Source organism: Pseudolactococcus reticulitermitis, from assembly GCF_002260845.1.
Taxonomy (GTDB): Bacteria; Bacillota; Bacilli; order Lactobacillales; family Streptococcaceae; genus Pseudolactococcus; species Pseudolactococcus reticulitermitis.
Genome location: NZ_BEDT01000007.1, coordinates 1 through 18,707, shown reverse-complemented (window position 1 = coordinate 18,707; position 18,707 = coordinate 1). Strand labels below are relative to the sequence as shown.

General features: G+C 42.9%; 26 protein-coding genes. 24 read left to right on the top strand and 2 right to left on the bottom strand.

What is annotated here, in order from left to right:
• Positions 1 to 327 precede the first annotated feature (327 nt).
• The 17 genes from RsY01_RS10245 to folP all read left to right on the top strand — a co-directional run bounded on the left by RsY01_RS10245 (position 328) and on the right by folP (position 12,187).
• Positions 328 to 510 (top strand): class IIb bacteriocin, lactobin A/cerein 7B family, encoded by a 183-nt coding sequence (locus RsY01_RS10245; protein ID WP_094785441.1) that lies wholly within the window; start codon positions 328 to 330, stop codon positions 508 to 510.
• 33 nt (positions 511 to 543) lie between these two features.
• Positions 544 to 720 (top strand): class IIb bacteriocin, lactobin A/cerein 7B family, encoded by a 177-nt coding sequence (locus RsY01_RS10240; RefSeq protein ID WP_094785440.1) that lies wholly within the window; start codon positions 544 to 546, stop codon positions 718 to 720.
• Positions 704 to 880, top strand: a complete 177-nt coding sequence (locus RsY01_RS10960; protein ID WP_157905825.1) for a hypothetical protein — start codon at positions 704 to 706, stop codon at positions 878 to 880. The genes RsY01_RS10240 and RsY01_RS10960 overlap by 17 nt, the downstream gene beginning before the upstream one ends.
• Position 881: 1 nt before the next feature.
• The gene (locus RsY01_RS10235; protein ID WP_094785439.1) at positions 882 to 1,106 is read left to right on the top strand and encodes a hypothetical protein; all 225 of its coding nucleotides are present in this window, start codon (positions 882 to 884) and stop codon (positions 1,104 to 1,106) included.
• A gap of 301 nt (positions 1,107 to 1,407) precedes the next feature.
• Positions 1,408 to 1,665 (top strand): helix-turn-helix domain-containing protein, encoded by a 258-nt coding sequence (locus RsY01_RS10230; RefSeq protein WP_094785438.1) that lies wholly within the window; start codon positions 1,408 to 1,410, stop codon positions 1,663 to 1,665.
• 216 nt (positions 1,666 to 1,881) lie between these two features.
• A complete protein-coding gene (locus RsY01_RS10225) occupies positions 1,882 to 2,298 on the top strand; it encodes a hypothetical protein (RefSeq protein WP_094785437.1) in 417 nt (138 codons plus the stop codon).
• Between the two features lie 120 nt (positions 2,299 to 2,418).
• Complete coding sequence (gene pflA, locus RsY01_RS10220; RefSeq protein WP_167373262.1) at positions 2,419 to 3,207, top strand: pyruvate formate-lyase-activating protein; 789 nt, start codon at positions 2,419 to 2,421, stop codon at positions 3,205 to 3,207.
• A 105-nt stretch (positions 3,208 to 3,312) separates the two neighbouring features.
• Complete coding sequence (locus tag RsY01_RS10215) at positions 3,313 to 3,567, top strand: DUF3781 domain-containing protein (RefSeq protein ID WP_094785435.1); 255 nt, start codon at positions 3,313 to 3,315, stop codon at positions 3,565 to 3,567.
• Positions 3,568 to 3,695: 128 nt separating this feature from the next.
• Positions 3,696 to 4,634 (top strand): methionyl-tRNA formyltransferase, encoded by a 939-nt coding sequence (gene fmt, locus RsY01_RS10210; protein WP_094785434.1) that lies wholly within the window; start codon positions 3,696 to 3,698, stop codon positions 4,632 to 4,634.
• Positions 4,627 to 5,940, top strand: a complete 1,314-nt coding sequence (rsmB, locus tag RsY01_RS10205; protein WP_094785433.1) for a 16S rRNA (cytosine(967)-C(5))-methyltransferase RsmB — start codon at positions 4,627 to 4,629, stop codon at positions 5,938 to 5,940. Before fmt ends, rsmB begins: the two co-directional genes overlap by 8 nt.
• A gap of 131 nt (positions 5,941 to 6,071) precedes the next feature.
• Positions 6,072 to 6,818 carry a Stp1/IreP family PP2C-type Ser/Thr phosphatase gene (locus RsY01_RS10200; protein ID WP_094785432.1) on the top strand — a complete coding sequence of 249 codons (747 nt, stop codon included), beginning with the start codon at positions 6,072 to 6,074 and terminating at the stop codon, positions 6,816 to 6,818.
• 1 nt (position 6,819) lies between these two features.
• Complete coding sequence (gene pknB / locus RsY01_RS10195; protein WP_094785431.1) at positions 6,820 to 8,742, top strand: Stk1 family PASTA domain-containing Ser/Thr kinase; 1,923 nt, start codon at positions 6,820 to 6,822, stop codon at positions 8,740 to 8,742.
• A 140-nt stretch (positions 8,743 to 8,882) separates the two neighbouring features.
• Positions 8,883 to 9,152 (top strand): 30S ribosomal protein S15, encoded by a 270-nt coding sequence (gene rpsO, locus RsY01_RS10190; RefSeq protein ID WP_003139422.1) that lies wholly within the window; start codon positions 8,883 to 8,885, stop codon positions 9,150 to 9,152.
• Between the two features lie 148 nt (positions 9,153 to 9,300).
• On the top strand, positions 9,301 to 9,663 hold the full coding sequence (folB, locus tag RsY01_RS10185) for a dihydroneopterin aldolase (RefSeq protein ID WP_094785430.1): 363 nt from the start codon (positions 9,301 to 9,303) through the stop codon (positions 9,661 to 9,663).
• Complete coding sequence (folK, locus tag RsY01_RS10180) at positions 9,656 to 10,171, top strand: 2-amino-4-hydroxy-6-hydroxymethyldihydropteridine diphosphokinase (RefSeq protein ID WP_094785429.1); 516 nt, start codon at positions 9,656 to 9,658, stop codon at positions 10,169 to 10,171. The genes folB and folK overlap by 8 nt, the downstream gene beginning before the upstream one ends.
• A 16-nt stretch (positions 10,172 to 10,187) precedes the next feature.
• Positions 10,188 to 10,763, top strand: coding sequence for a GTP cyclohydrolase I FolE (folE, locus tag RsY01_RS10175; RefSeq protein WP_094785428.1), 576 nt, complete (start codon positions 10,188 to 10,190; stop codon positions 10,761 to 10,763).
• On the top strand, positions 10,760 to 12,187 hold the full coding sequence (gene folP / locus RsY01_RS10170) for a dihydropteroate synthase (protein ID WP_094785427.1): 1,428 nt from the start codon (positions 10,760 to 10,762) through the stop codon (positions 12,185 to 12,187). The genes folE and folP overlap by 4 nt, the downstream gene beginning before the upstream one ends.
• 34 nt (positions 12,188 to 12,221) lie before the next feature.
• Here folP and RsY01_RS10165 read toward each other — a convergent pair whose 3' ends face one another.
• Together RsY01_RS10165 and RsY01_RS10160 are read right to left on the bottom strand one after the other, a co-directional pair.
• Positions 12,222 to 12,944, bottom strand: a complete 723-nt coding sequence (locus RsY01_RS10165) for a 3-oxoacyl-ACP reductase (RefSeq protein WP_094785426.1) — start codon at positions 12,942 to 12,944, stop codon at positions 12,222 to 12,224.
• Between the two features lie 116 nt (positions 12,945 to 13,060).
• The gene (locus RsY01_RS10160) at positions 13,061 to 13,300 is read right to left on the bottom strand and encodes a DUF2829 domain-containing protein (RefSeq protein ID WP_094785425.1); all 240 of its coding nucleotides are present in this window, start codon (positions 13,298 to 13,300) and stop codon (positions 13,061 to 13,063) included.
• Positions 13,301 to 13,434: 134 nt separating this feature from the next.
• On the opposite strand from RsY01_RS10160, the gene spxA reads away from it, so the two are divergent.
• From spxA to RsY01_RS10125, 7 genes are all read left to right on the top strand, one after another.
• Complete coding sequence (gene spxA, locus RsY01_RS10155; protein ID WP_094785424.1) at positions 13,435 to 13,830, top strand: transcriptional regulator SpxA; 396 nt, start codon at positions 13,435 to 13,437, stop codon at positions 13,828 to 13,830.
• A gap of 3 nt (positions 13,831 to 13,833) precedes the next feature.
• A complete protein-coding gene (locus tag RsY01_RS10150) occupies positions 13,834 to 14,118 on the top strand; it encodes a UPF0223 family protein (protein WP_094785423.1) in 285 nt (94 codons plus the stop codon).
• Positions 14,087 to 14,854, top strand: a complete 768-nt coding sequence (locus RsY01_RS10145; RefSeq protein ID WP_238594977.1) for an inositol monophosphatase family protein — start codon at positions 14,087 to 14,089, stop codon at positions 14,852 to 14,854. The genes RsY01_RS10150 and RsY01_RS10145 overlap by 32 nt, the downstream gene beginning before the upstream one ends.
• A gap of 115 nt (positions 14,855 to 14,969) precedes the next feature.
• Entirely contained in the window at positions 14,970 to 16,253 is a 1,284-nt protein-coding gene (gene murA / locus RsY01_RS10140) for a UDP-N-acetylglucosamine 1-carboxyvinyltransferase (protein WP_167373261.1), read from the top strand.
• The gene (locus RsY01_RS10135) at positions 16,246 to 16,434 is read left to right on the top strand and encodes a DNA-directed RNA polymerase subunit beta (protein WP_094785421.1); all 189 of its coding nucleotides are present in this window, start codon (positions 16,246 to 16,248) and stop codon (positions 16,432 to 16,434) included. Before murA ends, RsY01_RS10135 begins: the two co-directional genes overlap by 8 nt.
• A gap of 123 nt (positions 16,435 to 16,557) precedes the next feature.
• Positions 16,558 to 17,841, top strand: coding sequence for a trigger factor (tig, locus tag RsY01_RS10130; RefSeq protein WP_094785420.1), 1,284 nt, complete (start codon positions 16,558 to 16,560; stop codon positions 17,839 to 17,841).
• Between the two features lie 293 nt (positions 17,842 to 18,134).
• The coding region (locus tag RsY01_RS10125) for a hypothetical protein (protein WP_133063214.1) at positions 18,135 to 18,707 on the top strand (573 nt) is incomplete at its 3' end.

Sequence of the window (18,707 nt, the reverse complement as noted above, 5' to 3'; positions counted from 1 at the left end):
AAACAGAGCTAGTCACGAAAGTGACTGGTTTTTTTGTTTTTTAGCTTAAATTGAAGTGTGAGATGCCATTTTGTGTATTGAATTATGAAGTCAACAGAATGTTAACTCGTTAGTATTCTGTTGTATCTAGGCAAGCAATGCCTTGTGATATAAGGAGTTTCAGCGGTGTAGATAAAATATACTTATCACGGGGAGGCAAAAGTCAACAGAATGTTGATTTACAGACGCAATGAGTCATGATATGCTTGAAATATGGCGTTGATCAATTCTAAACTGTTAATAGCTGAAGCGGAAGGTTAGCCTTCCTGTCATTTGAAAGGAAACAAAATGGTAGAAAAAAATTCGTTACAACAAGTTGTCGCATTAGATCAATTTTCAACACTTACTGAAAAAGAAATGATGGTGATTGAGGGTGGTCTAGTCCATGTTGGACATGTCATAAAAGCCGTAGGTATTGCTTATGGCGCTGGTTATGCCTTTGGCAGCTTCATCGGCAATGTTTTTAAATAACATAAAATTAATTAATAAGAAAGAGGCAATCAAATGAAAAAACAAACAATTTTAGAATTAAATCAGTTATCAGGTTTTCGCGACTTATCAGAAGGTGATATGCAGGAAGTTACTGGAGGCGTTGCCCCGCTTGTTGTCATTGGCGGCATTATAGTGGTTGGTTTTGTATTGGGTACCGTGAATGGGTGTTCGAATGCTAAGAAGAAATAGAGTCAATTTTATTCAGGGAACGATTGCTATCTTAACGGCGCTGATGTTAGGGGTTGAAATCGTGACACTTATCGCTTTTCAGCAACCACTTCATTTGCCTGTTATTATCGGTATTGCCTGTGGGATTTCACTGTTTTTTGAACAAGGAAAGGGCAGCTAATATGATGTTGATGCAAAAAATTCAGCAACTTTTATCAGAGAAAAAAGAATTTAAACTGGTCATACAAGTTTCAACCGCACAAAATTGGAGAGAGTATTTTATTTCTGATAATCCCTATAGTTCAAATGATATAGTTGAGGTTGGGGACAATTATGTGATAATTGCTAAGCAAAAACAACAATTACTACTACCTGAGTGGCGAATATCTGCGATTATCCTCACGTAATTAAGGCAAATTTCGACTGAGCTGCTTGTAGGATTATTGTGCGACAGATCTTTTATATGCCTATGCGCATCATGTTATCTCTTTGGGTTCAGATAGAATAAAGTAAGGAAACATTCAAATGGCAAATTTGAATGTTTTTGATACAAAATGAAAAATGTGCCATGTCGTTCGTGGCATTTTAGGTCATTGATACAATTTTTGGGTTATTCGTGGCATATTTTCGACCGTTTATGACATCTTGGGAAAAAAGATGTTTTTTTCGTGTAAAATAAAGATATGACAAACGATTAAGGAGGATACGATGACCACTAAAAGCGTAGTGATATGTCGACAATTAAACGAGAGGGATTTGGCGGTAATCAAAGGTGGCACGCTAGGGGATAACATTAAACAAGCGCGACTTGAACACCAGATGACTCAAACGATGTTAGCTCAAGCTCTCTTTGTCAGCAAACAAGCGGTGAGTCAATGGGAAAAAGGGGTGCGCGAGCCGGATATTGAGACAGTGGTGCGGTTACGGGAAATACTCCAGGTCTCTTTTGAGAGATTATTGGGATAGCCATATAAGTGATAAAGTCGTTTTTTGACTAAAAAGGACGCGCGTTACTTTAATCTTGACAAGTAAATAGAATTGTATTAAGATTAGGGTAAGTTTTTGAGAAAACGTTTTCTTAGAGACCTATCGAGGGAAAACTACCGTAGTAGACGTTGTAAATGTCGAAGATTTAGAGGTAACTGACTTTTTCTCTAGGTCTAGAAATTCAGGAGAAAAACCATGAGCGAAGAAACCCCTAAAGTTAAAAAAGCTGCGATGTTGCCTAACAATTTTATCATGCTTGATTTTGATAATGGCGAACGGCGCTATCTGCCCTCTCATTTTATACAGCAATACGAAAATGCTTTGGCTGGAGATGAAACCGTGGCCAAAGGGACACGTAGAACCTTTGCTGTGTCACCGACGATTACTTTTTTAGGTAATGAGTTTGACATCCAAGATGATGGGACAGTCATGGTCAATGGAAAAGATCGGTATACAAGGGAAGAACTCTGGCAAAACAGTGTGGCGAAAATTTCAGAGGTTAAACGGGTTATCCCTGATGCGACGCATTGGAAACGAAATGTTGTCATTGCCCTGATTTTAGCATTGCCTTTAATTATCATCTGTGTATTTGCTTTTTTAGATGGTTGGTAATAATCGTTTTTATTTGAAGTTTGTTTTAAACGTTTGGTACAAAAAGGAGGTCTATTATTTGTCAACGCTTTCAAAATAACGTAAAATAGAGGTATATTCGTTTAAGTAAAGAAAGTGGTGATGGTAATGGAAAACGTAGGAAACGTGACAGGGCTTGTCCATTCGACTGAAAGTTTTGGGAGTGTGGATGGGCCGGGCGTTCGCTTTGTCATTTTTATGCAGGGCTGTAAGATGCGCTGTAAGTTTTGCCATAATCCAGACACTTGGGCGATGACCAATAGCAAAGCAAAAGAGCGAACAGTTGATGACCTGCTTGCGGAGGCGATGAAATTCAAGTCTTTCTGGGGCAGTCGTGGGGGGATTACGGTCTCTGGTGGCGAGGCCATGTTACAGATGGATTTTGTAACGGCTTTGTTTACTAAAGCGAGAAGCCAAGGGATTCACTGCACACTAGACACGTGTGGGCAACCTTTTTCGACCAAACCTGACACTTTAGCCAAAGTCGATAAACTGCTGGCTGTGACAGATTTAGTCTTGCTTGATATTAAGGAAATTAACGGAATCCGGCACCGTGATTTGACGGGGCATCAAAATGACAATATCATCGCTTTTTCACGATATTTATCAGATAAAGCAGTTCCTGTCTGGATTCGCCATGTCTTGGTGCCGGGCGAAACGGATTTTGATGAAGACTTGCAGGCGCTTGGCGAGTACGTCAAGACGTTGTCGAATGTTCAAAAGTTTGAAGTCTTGCCTTACCATACCATGGGCGAGTTTAAGTGGAAAGAACTAGGTTGGGATTATCCCTTGACGGGTGTGAAACCGCCAAGTAGTGAACGTGTTGCCAATGCGAATGCACTTCTGCATACAGAAGATTATCAAAAATATTTGGAGCGCGTGAATAAATAAGAATGAAAAGAGCACATCATTTGATGCTCTTTTTTAGCCGAAAAGTATCAGGATTTGCTGTTATAGTAAGCAGTAAGTATGGGGAACTATTAAGAGGTGCGCAAAATGCGTCATATACGAAAAACTATTTTGGCAAAAATCTGCTATACTGATTTGGTTTATGATAGGATTAATAAAAAGTTAAACCAATCTATGTCAAGACAAGAAATTGAAAAACTGCTATTTGACCTAGTCGAAAATATAGAAAATGAGATAAACCGGGTAGGAAAGAATTATTATGTTACCGATACTAGGCATAAAATCAGTGTCACGATAAATGCCAATACCTATCGTGTCATTACGGTTAATAAAATTCAATAACCCTATCTAGTGGTGGTCAATATCGCAGTCCTTTTCTTAGAAATCCTCTCGAAATTAGTCTCCGTAAGCAAAGCGTGCTATAATAAAGTTAGACACTTTTTAAATTTAACCACAGAAAGACAGATTTAATGACAAAAATAATTTTTATGGGGACGCCAGCTTTTTCAGTACCAGTTTTAGATGGCTTGATTGAAGAAGGTTATGACGTTCTTGCCGTTGTCACACAACCAGATCGGGCGGTTGGGCGCAAAAAAGAAATTAAGATGACACCGGTCAAGGAAGCTGCGCTCCGTCATAACTTACCGGTTTATCAGCCTGAAAAAATTTCAGGTTCTGCTGAAATGGCGGAATTGATGACACTAGGTGCGGACATCATTGTCACGGCAGCCTTTGGTCAATTTTTACCAGAAAACCTGCTCAAGTCAGTTAAGCACGCCGTCAATGTTCATGCTAGTCTCTTGCCGAAATATCGCGGTGGTGCACCCGTTCACTATGCCATCATCAAAGGCGATGCTGAGGCTGGTGTGACAATCATGGAAATGGTCAAGAAAATGGACGCAGGCGATATGATTTCCCAACGTGCCATTCCAATTACGGACGCTGATAATGTGGGGACCATGTTTGAGAAACTCAGCCTTGTCGGTCGTGACCTTTTATTGGAGACCTTGCCGGATTATTTGGCGGGAAAAATCACGCCAACACCACAAGATGAGACGCAAGTAACTTTTTCGCCTAATATCACACCAGAAGAAGAACGGATTGATTGGCAACTGTCTGCGCGTGATATTTTTAATCAAGTCCGCGGGATGTCTCCGTGGCCAGTGGCGCATACCATTTGGCAAGGGACGCGCTTTAAACTTCACGAGGTTGCATTGGTTGAATCTAATGGTGTCGATGGCATTCCCGGTCAAGTGATCGAGAAAACGAAAAAAAGTCTAGTCATTGCTACAAAAGGAGGGGCCATTAGCCTGACGACGGTACAACCAGCAGGCAAGCCTAAAATGCCTATCCAAGATTTTCTAAATGGGTTAGGAAAAACTATCAATATCGGAGATCAATTTGAGTAATAATCCGCGCCGGGTGGCGCTTTCTGTCATTAACGATGTGCTAAATAACGATGCTTATGCGAATATCGCGCTGAATGAGAAAATCAAGTCTGAGCATTTGACTGAACTGGATAAGAAGTTGGTGACACAGCTTGTTTACGGCACGATTTCAAAAAAAATCACGCTGGATTGGTACACTAAGCCTTACGTCAAAAAGACCAAGAAATGGGTCAAAAATCTGTTGGCCATGACGGTTTATCAGATTATTTATATGGATCGGATTCCGACATCGGCTGCGGTCGATGAAGCGGTTAAGCTTGCGAAAAAGCAAGGCGATCAGCGTTTGTCTGGCTTTGTCAATGGTGTGCTCCGCAATTTTACACGGGCTGAGTTACGGTCATTTGATGAGATTTCGGATTCAACTGAAAAATTAGGCATTCAGTATTCAATGCCGGTAGATTTGACGCAAAAATTTGTCAAGGCATTTGGCTTTGAGAAGACGCTTAAAATTTTCAAGAGTTTGGAAGAACCAAGTCGGTCGAGTTTGCGCGTGAATACCACACTAACAGATGTCGAGACTGAATTTGCCAAATTGTCAAAAGAATTTGAGGTTGAAAAATCAGAGCTTTCTCCGACGGGGCTTGTCGCTAAATCGGGTCATTTTGCAGATTTACTTGATTTTAATGATGGTTTGATTACGATACAAGATGAATCGAGTCAATTAGTCGCGATGGCATTGGACGCACAACCGTCAGATAAAATCCTTGATGCCTGTGCGGCGCCGGGCGGCAAGACTGTCCATATTGCGGAATATTTGTCTGAGGAAGGTCATATTGAGGCCTTGGACTTGTATGATCATAAACTGCGTTTAATCCAACAAAACGCCGTGCGTCTCCATCAAGCCGATAAAATTAGCTTGACGAAACTGGATGCCCGTCAAAGTTTTGAAAAATTTGGCTCCGATTATTTTGATAAAATTCTAGTCGATGCGCCGTGTTCGGGGCTTGGGTTAGTTCGTCGCAAACCGGATATTAAATACCGGAAAGACACGACTGATTTTGAAAATTTGCAGAAAGTTCAGCTTGAAATCCTCGAAAATACTTGCAAAACCCTTGTCAATAGTGGTACTATAGTGTATAGTACATGTACTATTTTCGATGAAGAAAATTTTCAGGTCATTGAAAAATTCTTGGCCAAACATCCAGAATTTGAGCAAGTGCCGCTGACACATGAAAAAGCCGATATTGTTAAAAATGGCTGTCTCATGATTACGCCGGATGCTTATCATACAGATGGTTTCTTTATCGCAAAATTGTGCAAAAAATAAGGTGCTTTTGGACTGGCACAAATGCCATTTTTGGAAAATGTGGTCAGTCGAAATGCACTTAATCTCAAATGAAATTGTGTAAAGACGATAGTACTAGAACCGTTGTTTTTATAACTTAAATGAGGACTTAGATGAAGTACAGTATTTTGTCAGACGTTGGGCAAAAACGCGCGAATAATCAGGACTATGCCGACACCTATGAAAATCAACAGGGTGAGCGGATTTTTCTGTTGGCAGATGGTATGGGCGGGCATAAAGCCGGTAATGTTGCTAGTAAATTGGCAGTTGAGGACCTTGGGAAAGCCTGGGCGACAACTGATTTTACAGGAGACAGTCACCCTGATGAGATTGAAGCATGGCTTCGTGCTCAAATCCGCGCTGAAAATGAAAATATCGCAAATCTGGGGAAATTAGATGATTACAAAGGCATGGGGACAACGCTTGAAGCAGTCGTGGTTCAAAGGCATCAAATTATCAGTGCCCATGTTGGCGATTCTCGGACACAAGTGATTAAAAACGGGGAACTCATCCGCATCACGCGTGACCATTCGCTCGTTCAAGAGTTGGTAGATGCGGGTGAAATAACGGCAGATGAGGCTGAGAAACACCCGAATAAGAATATTATTACGCGTTCTTTAGGGCAACCGACAGACATTGATGTTGATACAGTGACGCTAGAAATTGATGCAGATGATGTGATTGTCATGAGTTCTGACGGCTTGACGAATATGGTACCAGCTGAAGCGATTATTGCAACGGTGGATAATAATCAAGATGTGACCAGTCAAGCGCAGGCTTTAGTTAGCCTTGCCAATAACAATGGTGGTCTAGATAATATCACGGTTATTTTAGTCAAGTTTGATAAAGGAGATCTGTAAGATGATACAAATTGGAAAAATCTATGCAGATCGTTATCGCGTGATTAAAGAAATCGGTCGCGGTGGGATGGCCAATGTTTATTTGGCAGAAGATACCTTTCTGGATAACCGTCAGGTTGCGATTAAAATTTTACGGTCAAACTTCGAAAATGACAGTCTGGCGATTGCCCGTTTTCAGCGTGAAGCCTATGCCATGGCAGAGTTGAGCCATCCGAATATCGTTGGCATTTCTGATGTCGGTGATGCAGATGATCAGCAATATATTGTCATGGAATATATTGATGGCTTGACGCTGAAACAATACATCAATGAGCATGCACCGCTTGCTAACGAAGAAGCCGTTCGAATTGGCGATGAAATTTTAGCTGCCATGGCTTTGGCGCATAGTAGTGGGATTATTCACCGCGATTTGAAACCGCAAAATATTCTGATTACAAAAGATGGGACTGCTAAGGTAACGGACTTCGGGATTGCTAAGGCACTGTCTGAAACGTCGCTAACGCAGACTAACTCAATGTTTGGGTCAGTGCATTATCTCAGTCCTGAGCAAGCGCGTGGCGGCAATGCAACGCCTCAGAGTGATTTGTATGCGATTGGGATTATCATTTATGAGATGTTGACAGGAGCGATTCCTTTCGATGGCGATAGTGCTGTCACCATTGCCCTCAAGCATTTTCAGGAAAATCTGCCGAGCATTATTAATCAAAATAAAAATGTCCCACAGGCTCTTGAAAATGTTGTGATTAAGGCAACGGCTAAAAAATTATCTGATCGTTATGCCAATGTGACGGATATGCGCCGTGATTTAAATCTTGCCTTGAGTTTGGACCATGCCCATGATCCCAAACTGACTTTTGTGGAAGATGCGGATGCGACTAAAATCTTGCCTAAAATGTTGATTCCAGATAACGGGAATACAGATAAATTGATCACGACAGTGACACAGGATACCGCAGCTCATGGGACGACAGACGGGATTGAACCGCTTGTTGGCACGAGCAAGAAAAAGCGTGTACCGAAAGGCTTGATGATTGGCGGTGTCGTGGCGCTTGTTTTAGCAATCGCGGTTGCAGCGCTTATCTGGACGACACCTAAGGAAGTCAAAGTGCCTGATGTGACTGGGATGACCGTTGCCCAAGCCAAAGTGGTTCTTGAAGATAGCAAACTCAAAGTTGGAGAGGAAATCAAAGAACCTAGCGATTTGCCTGAAGGTAAAGTGACGCGGACAAATCCGGAAGCTAAGACGGTTAAAAAAGAGGGGGCTAGCGTCAAGCTTTATGTCTCAAAAGGTGGCAATGTCATCAAGATGAGCAACTATGTTGGTTGGGATATTGATAAAGCGATTGACGATTTAATCCTTAAACATAATGTCGATGAGAACCGAATCAAGAAAGAATTAGTCAAATCTGACAGCATTGATGCGGGCAAAATCATTAAACAAACGCCTAAAAAAGGCAAATTGTTTGATTTAGACGGCACAGATAATATCGTCTTCCAAGTTTCAGAAGGTAACCAAATCGTGATGCCAACTTATATCACCAATGGTTTGAGTACAAAGACCGTGGCAACGCTCAAAGCTGAACTTCAAAATATGGGTGTACCGGCTGATAATATTACGGTTCAATATACGCAAACGACCGATCAAAATGCAGATGGCTATGTGATTAGTTCAACCCCTTCGCAAGGTGATACCTTCAAAATTAAAGATACTAAGATTGTCTTGACGGCGTTGCAATTTGATTCTGCCACTGCTAGCAAGGAATCCTCTGAGTCAGAATCTAAATCTAAATCAGAAAGTGAAGCGAGTGCTTCAGCGTCTAAATCAGCTGAAGATTCGAAAGCTAAAAGTGAAGCGGATGCTAAAGCATCGCAATCTTCGAGCTCAACACCGGCAAATACAACGACACAATCTAAACCTCAGTAAGTGAGTTGACAGCGCTGAAAAAAGCTGTATAATAGATAAAGTACCAACTGTTTCTGAGCTTAGCGAACGCCAAACGTTTGGCACGGAAGCAGCATTATCATCACTTGAGTTTCTAGCTCAATATAAAAAGGAGACATACAATGGCAATCTCAAAAGAGAAAAAAACTGAAATCATCAAGCAATACGCACGTACTGAGGGCGACACTGGTTCACCTGAAGTTCAAATCGCTGTTTTGACTTGGGAAATTAACCACCTTAACGAACACATTCAAAATCATAAAAAAGACCACGCAACTTACCGTGGTTTGATGAAAAAAATCGGTCACCGTCGTAACTTGTTGGCGTACTTGCGCCAAAAAGATATTCCACGTTACCGCGAATTGATTTCATCACTTGGTCTTCGTCGTTAATCATCAGAAAAATCCTAATTTGATTGGGATTTTTTTGTTGCCATAAAATCTTGACAATGAAAACAGCCTAAAAATGTGATAAAATAGTATTAATTGAGACAAAAACGGGGCAGCGATTACCATCGTTACTGCCCCAAAAGGAGCAGTCGTGGGTCAAATTCAAATTACAAATATGCGTTTTTACACGCACAATGGCGTTTTTGCAGAAGAAAAGACGCTTGGACAGCAGATTTCGGTTGATGTGACTGTCGATTATGATATCGAGCATCAGGTTAAGGACGACGATTTGACGACAACGATTTCCTATGCCGATGTTTATGAGGTCATCCGAGACTATGTGACCCAGCATGATTTTAACCTCATGGAGTCGGTGGCCAATGGTGTATTAGACGCCTTGTTGACTGCTTTTCCGATGGCCGAAAAAATTCGACTCTCAGTTAAAAAATATTCAGTGCCGATTGCCGGGGTCTTTGATGACATTATCATCACCGTGGAGGGCAGTCATGCCTAAGGTTTATTTGAGTATTGGCACAAATCTTGGGGATAGACATGCTAATTTGCAGACGGCTTTTGATAAATTAGCGCAGCTCTATCCTGTGCTAGGTGTTTCTAAAATCTATGAAACACAGCCGGTTGGCGAAGTGGTTCAGGATGATTTTTATAATATCGCCCTAGCCTTGGAAGTACCCGAATCTTTAAAACCTGAGGTTTTATTGACACAGACCCAACAAATCGAAAAAGATATGAAACGGATCAAGACCATTCACTGGGGACCGCGGACGATTGACTTGGATATTTTGTTGTTTGGTGATGTGCGACTGGTTAGCGAACAGCTTACGATTCCCCACGCTGAAATGGCCAACCGTCGCTTTGTTTTGCAACCCTTGCTGGAAGTGGCTGAGCAGATTTCTGATGTTGCTGTTGTCAAAGAAACGCGAGATTTACTAGATAAGACCGCTGACCAAAACTGGGTGCAACCCACAACCTATACGATAACTTATACGCATTTGACGGCTTAGATTTAGAAAGTATGGCATGAAAAAATTTTCTCAGGAATATCAAGAAACTCTTGAAACAGGCACAAAAAATCTGTTGCAAGCGATTGGGGATAATCCCAACCGCGACGGCTTGCTCGAAACACCTAAACGGGTGGCCAAAGCCTACGCTGAAATCTTTTCAGCAACCGGTGAGAGGCAGTTCGATAATTATAAACTCTTTCCGACAGATCAAGATTCGGATATGGTTGTCGTTGCGGATATCCCATTTTATGCCATGTGTGAGCACCATTTGTTGCCGTTTTTTGGCACAGTAAGCGTTGGCTATGTGCCCGATGGCGAGATTATTGGCTTGAGTAAAATTCCGAGATTAGTGGATTGGGCGGCGCGTCGACCGAGTGTGCAGGAAAATCTGACCGCTTTGATTTGTTCAGAAATGGAACGCATTGTGCATCCTAAAGGTGTGGCTGTTCACATCCAGTCTCGCCATATGTGCATGGAAATGCGTGGCATCAATCGCCCAGGGACTTTTACGACGACTAGTCTATATAAAGGACAGCTGAAAACAGATGCCTTTTTGCGCCAAGAATTTATGATGAAAGTGAGTGGCAAATGACCTTACCGCGTCGGATTGTGTTTGCGTCAAATAACTCAGCTAAAACAGTTGATGTTGCGAAGTTTTTTAAGCTCTACGGTATTGAGTTGGTCAATTATCGTGAGTTGATGCCAGAGCAAGCATTTCCGCCAGAAACGACAGATGATCAAGCCTTAAATGCGCGCATCAAAGCCCAATTTATCCACGATTTTCTTCCGACAGAGTATGTCTTAGCCGATGACTCAGGCATGTTTTTGCGCGCTTTTCCAGAGCGCTTTGGCTTGACGACTGCTCGGGAATTTAAGGCTTTAGGGTTGGCAACGGTAGTGGCAGAAAATCAGTATGTTCAAGATTTGTATGGTGCAGATGATGACCGCTCAGCCTATCTGGCAGCGATTTTCGTTCTGATAACGCCCGACCAAGACATTTTGACCGTCGAAGGACACGGTGGCGTAGCGATTTCACCAGAAAATCGTGGGCAGTTTGGTAAGGGGCTAGACACGATTTTCCTAACTGAAACGGGCAAAACAATTGCCGAGTTGACGACTGCTGAGCAGTTAAATTATCACCACCGAGGGCGTGCCACCAAACGTTTGCTTGCTAAGTTACAGGGTCAGGACATCATTTGGCAAGCCAATGGTCATGACTTGACGCAAGAGGTCGGTATCATTTATGGTGTTTTGAATGTCAGTCCTGAGTCTTTTTATAATGGCGAGCATGTTGGGGGCGTTGCCATTTCATTGGCACAGGCTGTGCAACAGTTGGCTGATGGGGCAGATGTGATTGAGGTTGGGGGTCAGACGACCCGACCCGGCTTTGTCCCGCTCACACCAGAAGCTGAGATTGAGCGGATTGTACCAGTTATTCAAGGCATTAAAAAAGCGCACCCTTATGCTGTGGTGGCTGTCGATACTTATAAGTATGAAGTCATGGTCGCTGCGATAGAGGCTGGTGCTGATATCATCAATGACGTCAACGGTTTTACAGATGATCCAAGGAAACTGTCGCTCATGGCAACAACGACTGCCGGGTTACTCACCATGTTTAACCCGAGGGATCATGAGCTTTCGGCAGATATAGCGGTAGACATGATGGCTTGGTTTACAGAGAATTTGGCAAGCTTAGAAGCAGCGGGGATTCAGCGGGAACGTATCGCGCTAGATCCGGGCGTTGGCTACTCGAAAAATTCGGATGTTTATCAAGATTTAGCCATGATGCGGGCAGTTGGCGATTTAAAGAGTTTTAATCGACCGATTATGACAGCCGTTTCTAATAAAGGCTGGGCTAAATTTTTATTTGAATTGCCAAAAGACGAGAGAGCTGATTTATCGCTGGTTGCAGCGACAGAGATGTACCGTCTAGGTGCTAAAGTCTTACGGGTTCACGATGTCAAATCAGCCCGTCAAATGACGAGTTTTGTTGAGCTTTTGAAAAACGCACGTTAAGCCTGCAAGACCAGGTTTAATGTGCGTTTTTAGTCTATTTCAGCGTCCAACCACCATCAATCTTAACGATTTCGCCGTGCATGTAACTCGCCTTACCAGAAGCTAGAAAAGCAGTGAGCTCAGCGATTTCAGAAGGCTCAGCCCAACGCCCAATCGGTGTTTCGCCAGCCACCCAATCGGCCATCTGACCATTATCGGCTTCAAAATCTTGTCGGGTCATGCCGGTTTTCACTGCGCCGGGTGCAATGCCGAAAATTTGCACACCAGTCCGTGCATAATCGAGCGCTAGTTGCTTGGTAAAACCAGCCAAGGCGTGTTTGCTCGTTGTATAGGCAGCGCCGCCACCGCCAGCGACAAAGCTGGCAATTGAACACATGGTAATGATAATACCCGATTTTTGCGCAATCATTTCTGGCAGAAAATGGCGTGTGAATGTGATGACAGGCGTGAGATTAGTTGCCCAGATTTGTGTAAAGTCCGCATCAGATGTTTCAAGCAAAGGCTTGTAGTCGTCCAAAATACCAGCAGTATGACAAATCACATCAAAAGTTTGCGGGAGTTGTGCGAGCAAATCAGTCAAGTCGCCAGCCAAATCAGCCTGATAAAAGAAAAAGTTAGGCTGATTGAATGCCCGTGGCCTTTGTTTATCAACACCATAGACTTGGTCGCCCTTATCTAAAAAAAGCATGGTCTGAGCCAGGCCAATACCAGAAGCGCAGCCAGTCACAAGAATTTTTCGGGGTGTAGATTGGGTCATCGGATTTTACCTCGTTTGAAACTAGATATGAAAAAACGCCTCATGAGTAGCAGACCAGCAGCATCAATACCTGTAAGCCTGTCTTTGGAGGTGTTTTTTGCGTTGACAGAAAAAGCTTAGTCGACAACTTGCCAGTCATTGGCTAGGACATCACACGGAGTGGGACTCCACATAGAGTAACCTTCGCCCTCGCCTGAGACATGAATCAAAAAATAGGGTGTGACCTCTAGTTTTTGACCATCTGCTAATTGGAGCGTATCGTAGAGTTTGACGAAGTTTTCGGCGTCACCCCAGCCTTGTGTGCGAACAGCTTTGCCGCCGTTTTTGAGAAATGGTAAGATTTGTTCAAAATTCATGTCTACATTATATCAAAATTTTGGTATAATGTAGAGACTAGTAACTTATAATATTAGTGATAAACTCATTCACGCATCAAATCTTGCGTTTCGATTGGAGGCTTGAATGAGTAGATTAATGAATTGAGATAATTATGATTAATTTGTATTTGTCACCTAGTTGTACGTCTTGTCGTAAGGCACGCGCCTGGCTTGATAGTTACGGGGTGGCTTATGAGGAACACAATATATTGACGCAACCGATGACAGCTGATGATCTGAAAGCTATTTTATCTAAAACTGAAAATGGGACAGAGGATATCATCTCGACTCGGAGTAAAGTCTTTCAAAAACTAAATGTCGATGTCGATGATTTGACGATCAATCAGCTACTCGTCCTTATTTCAGAGCACCCTAGTCTCTTACGCAGACCCATTATTATGGATGATAAGCGGATGCAAATTGGCTTTAATGAAGATGAAATCCGTGCTTTTTTGCCGCGTTCATATCGTCAAGCCGAATTAAGAGATGTCATGAGTTCAGGAGCCTAATAGATGTCAGCCAATAACAGTTATCAATATCCCTTGGATTTGACCTGGACAGGAGAGGAAATGGCTGCGGTCATTTCCTTTTTTAATCAAGTCGAGGCTTTTTACGAAACAAAAGTGTCACGTGAGGCATTTTTAGCAGCCTATCGCCAATTTAAACAAGTCGTGCCATCTAAAATGGCAGAAAAGCAACTGGATCGTGAGTTTGAAAAAGCCTCAGGCTATTCAAGCTACCGTGCCCTTCAGGAGGTGACCAAAAGTGAGCGCCAATTTGTTAAATATCAAGCTTGAGTTTGCCAAAAATGTCGTTAGACAAGCGGGTGGGTTTATCAGACAACATCTGTCAGATGACCTTGAAATTTCTGAGAAATCGCATTTCGATGATTTGGTGACTAATCTCGACCGAGACGTCCAAGATCAAATCTTGGCACAAATCCAGACGACATTTCCCGGGGATCATCTTTTAGCGGAAGAAAATGACGTGAGACACGCTATTCAAGACGGCAATGTCTGGGTGCTGGATCCGATTGATGGGACGACGAATTTCATCGTGCAAAGAGATCATTTTGCGGTCATGCTGGCTTACTATGAAAACGGCATCGGTAAAATCGGCGTTATCCTAGATGTCATGAACGACAATCTTTACTGGGGGAACGGCATAAGGTCTTATAAGAATGACAAGCAGATTAGCTTGACGCCCAAGCCTTTGCGCCAAAGTCTCATCGGCGTGAATACCTATATGTATCGGACGAATGCGGGTGGCTTGTTGGACTTGAGCCATGAAAGCTTGGGAGTGCGGGCGATTGGTAGCGCTGGTATCGAGTATGTGAATATCCTAGAGGGCAAGATATGGGGATATTTCAGTAACCTATCGCCATGGGATTATGCGGCGGGTGCGGTTTTGATTGCCCCTTTTGGCTATGTCACGCAGCAACTTGATGGTCGGCCGCTAGATTTTGAGGGGCGTCAGATGATGATGTCCGTCCCGAGCAATCAACTGGCAGCACTCAGTGCCTATCTCAAATAAACACAAATGATAACGTTAGCTTAGCCTAACGTTATTTGACTTTGTCCGTGTTTGCAACACGAAAAAAAGAAATATGATATAATTTTGTAATAAGATAAAATGTGAAAGTGAACTGATGGATAAAATAATAGTAAAGGGTGGTCACACCCGATTAATAGGTGACGTTGAAATTGAAGGCGCTAAAAATGCGGTCTTACCCCTTTTAGCGGCGGCAATTCTCCCTTCCGAGGGCGAAACGGTACTCAATAACGTGCCGATTCTTAGCGACGTCTACACGATGAATGCCGTGGTGAAACATCTCAATATCCCGCTGGTTTTCGATGAAGCTGAGAAACGCGTCATGACCCAGGCTGCGACAGAGATTGCGATAGAAGCACCATATGAATACGTCAGCCAAATGCGCGCCTCTATCGTTGTGCTGGGGCCGATTCTTGCTCGGAACGGTCATGCCCGTGTGTCCATGCCTGGCGGTTGTACGATTGGGTCACGTCCGATTGATTTGCATATCCGTGGTTTGCAAGCCATGGGTGCAGACATTACGCAAAACGGTGGCTTTATCGAAGCGAAAGCGGATGACCTCCATGGCGCGCATTTTTATATGGACTTTCCATCAGTCGGTGCGACCCAAAATATCATGATGGCAGCGACTCTCGCCAAAGGCACCATGATTTTGGAAAACGCTGCGCGTGAACCTGAAATCGTTGACCTTGCCAATCTGCTCAATAAAATGGGCGCTAATGTTAAAGGTGCAGGGACAGATACCATCATCATCAAAGGGGTTGAAAAGATGCACGGTGCCCACCATAATGTCGTACAGGATCGGATCGAAGCAGGGACTTTCATGGTCGCTGCCGCCATTACTCAAGGGAATGTTTTGATTTTAGATGCTGTCCGTGAACACAACCGCCCCCTGCTGTCAAAACTCTCAGAAATGGGCGTGGACATTATCCAAGAAGAAGATGGGATTCGGGTTATCGGTCCTGAAAGATTGAAACCAGTGACGGTTAAGACCCTGCCACATCCGGGTTTCCCAACGGATATGCAAGCCCAAATGACAGTGGCTCAAGCCATTGCTGAAGGCGAGTCGATGATGATCGAAACGGTTTTTGAAAATCGTTTCCAACATCTGGAAGAAATGCGTCGGATGGGACTTTTTGTTGATATTTCGAGAAATACAGCCTTGATTCAAGGTGGGGGCAACCTGTCGGGTGCTGAGGTGCGCTCGACAGACTTACGTGCGAGCGCGGCGCTCATTTTGCTAGGCATGGTGGCTGAGGGCACGACGACCGTTGGTAATTTGAAGCATTTAGATCGTGGCTACTACAAATTCCATGACAAGTTAGCCAGTCTAGGTGCAGATATTAAACGGATTAACGACAAGGAGACTGCCTATGTTTAAGCGAACTGTCAAATTCTTAGGGTTCCGAATTTCCTTGATTTTATTGGTTGTGATTTTAGTCATTTTGGCCATTGTGCTAGGGCTCATGTTAGGCTATGGTGGTCTAGGCGGTAAAAATCCAGCTGACATCTTTAAACCTAGTGTTTGGCAAGACTTTTTCGCTAAATTGAACGGAAAATAAAGAAAAGCACTAAAACCGTCTAAAAATAGCGAAATGACGGGGATGATTCTTGATTTTTAAGCCTGATTATGCTAAAATGAACAAGTTGAAATAAAATAGATTATAAATTTAGGAGAAATACAAATGACTGCAAGTTTTGAAAAAACGGGTGTAAATAACGGGACGTTGACGTTCACAATCGGTCAAGACATGATTGCCAAAGGTCTTGATACAGCGTTTAACAAAGTTAAAAAGAACCTTAACGTACCTGGTTTCCGTAAAGGTAAAGTCTCACGTACTGTTTTCAATAAAATGTATGGTGAAGAAGCACTTTACGAAGAGGCTTTGAACGCTGTTTTGCCTGAAAGCTATGAAGCAGCAGTTGCTGAAAGTGGTATCGATCCAGTTGCGCAACCAAAAATTGACATCAAATCAATGAACAAAGGCGAAGACTGGGAAATCACAGCTGAGGTTGTCGTGAAACCTGAAGTCAAACTTGGCGACTATAAAAACCTTGAAGTCTCAGTTGATGTTGACAAAGACGTGACAGATGCTGATGTTGACGCGAAAATCGAAGCAGCTCAAAAAAATCTTGCTGAATTAGTCATCAAAGAAGAGGCTGCTGAAAACGGCGACACTGTTGTCATTGATTTCGAAGGTAAAGTTGACGGCGTTGCTTTTGATGGCGGGACTGCACAAAACCACAGCCTTGAATTGGGTTCAGGGTCATTCATCCCAGGTTATGAAGAACAATTAGTCGGTCATAAGGCTGGCGAAACGGTTGAAGTAACGGTTACTTTCCCAGAAGATTACCAAGCTGAAGATTTAGCGGGTAAAGAAGCTGTTTTCACAACAACAATCCATGAAGTGAAAGCAAAAGAAGTGCCCGAATTGGACGATGAATTAGCAAAAGACATCGACGAAGAAGTTGAAACTTTGGCTGAACTCAAAGCAAAATACCAAGCACAATTAACTGAAGAAAAAGAAACGCAATACACTGACGCTGTTGAAACTGCTGCAATCGAGCTTGCTGTTGCTAACGCTGAAATCGTTGAATTGCCAAGCGAAATGGTTCACGATGAAGTTCACCGTGCCATGAATGAATTTCTTGGTAACATGCAACAACAAGGTATCGCGCCTGACATGTACTACCAATTAACTGGTACATCTGAAGAACAGCTTCACGCACAATTTGAAGGTGACGCTGACAAACGTGTTCGCACAAACTTGGTCATCGAAGCTATTGCAGCTGCTGAAAACTTCGAAACAACACAAGATGAAATCGACACTGAAGTTGCTGAATTGGCTGAAACTTACAACATGCCTAAAGCGCAAGTTGAAAAACTTTTGCCAACTGATATGTTGAAACACGATATCGCAGCTAAAAAAGCAGTTGAAGTGATTACATCTACTGTGGTTGTGAAATAAGTCTTAAACTGATAGAAAACGAGCCGTGTGCTCGTTTTTTTGTGCCTTGAAAAAATCCATGATGCGTCCACAAAACTTAAGTTTGTGGAGTGTTTTCAGGTTTTATTTGTTATAAAATGAGTATATCGCTTTTTACATTAAGATAAATATGATAAAATGATTATGTGGATAAGGAAAAATTGGCATTAAACCATGAAAATTATATCTTGATAGTTGGGAGGAGATGGGCTACCATGCGCAGCCAGGGGACGGTTTTTGAATGAGAAAATGTTAATAATAGGAGGGGAGACAATATGAAAACAAGACTTAAAAAATTAAGTGCCTTAATCTTGATGCTCGGGACAATCTTTATCCTGAGTTTTCCAAGTATTGCGCACGCTGCAGACACGGGAGGTTCAGATCATTTTGAACTGACCGTCGTCGAAAACAAAGAGAGCAAGTCAGGTGCTGAAATCGCTGATTTGACGATTAAAAACATCAGTGGGAAAACGGGCACCAATGTCACGTTTGAAGCTGATTTACCTACGATTTTCCACGATAAGGACATGAAACAAGTCACGTTTAAAGTCGGGACTTTGAAAGCGGGCGAGTCTAAAACGTATCAAGTCAGTCGAAAAGCAGCTGGTACAGTAGCGACTACGCCGCTACCCACAACAGGCAATAACGCAACAACTGCCTTGCCGACAACAGGCGATGTGGCAAGACCGCTAGTCATCCTCGTTGGTCTGTTCCTATTAGTAAGTATTGCAACCATCGGCTTCAGACGTTTCCAAGGTGCTAAAAGTCTATTCGCCATTTTACTTTTACTGGTAGGCTTAGGCGGTGTAGCAACGGTCTATGCAGCAGAAACCTACCATCATCGCGAT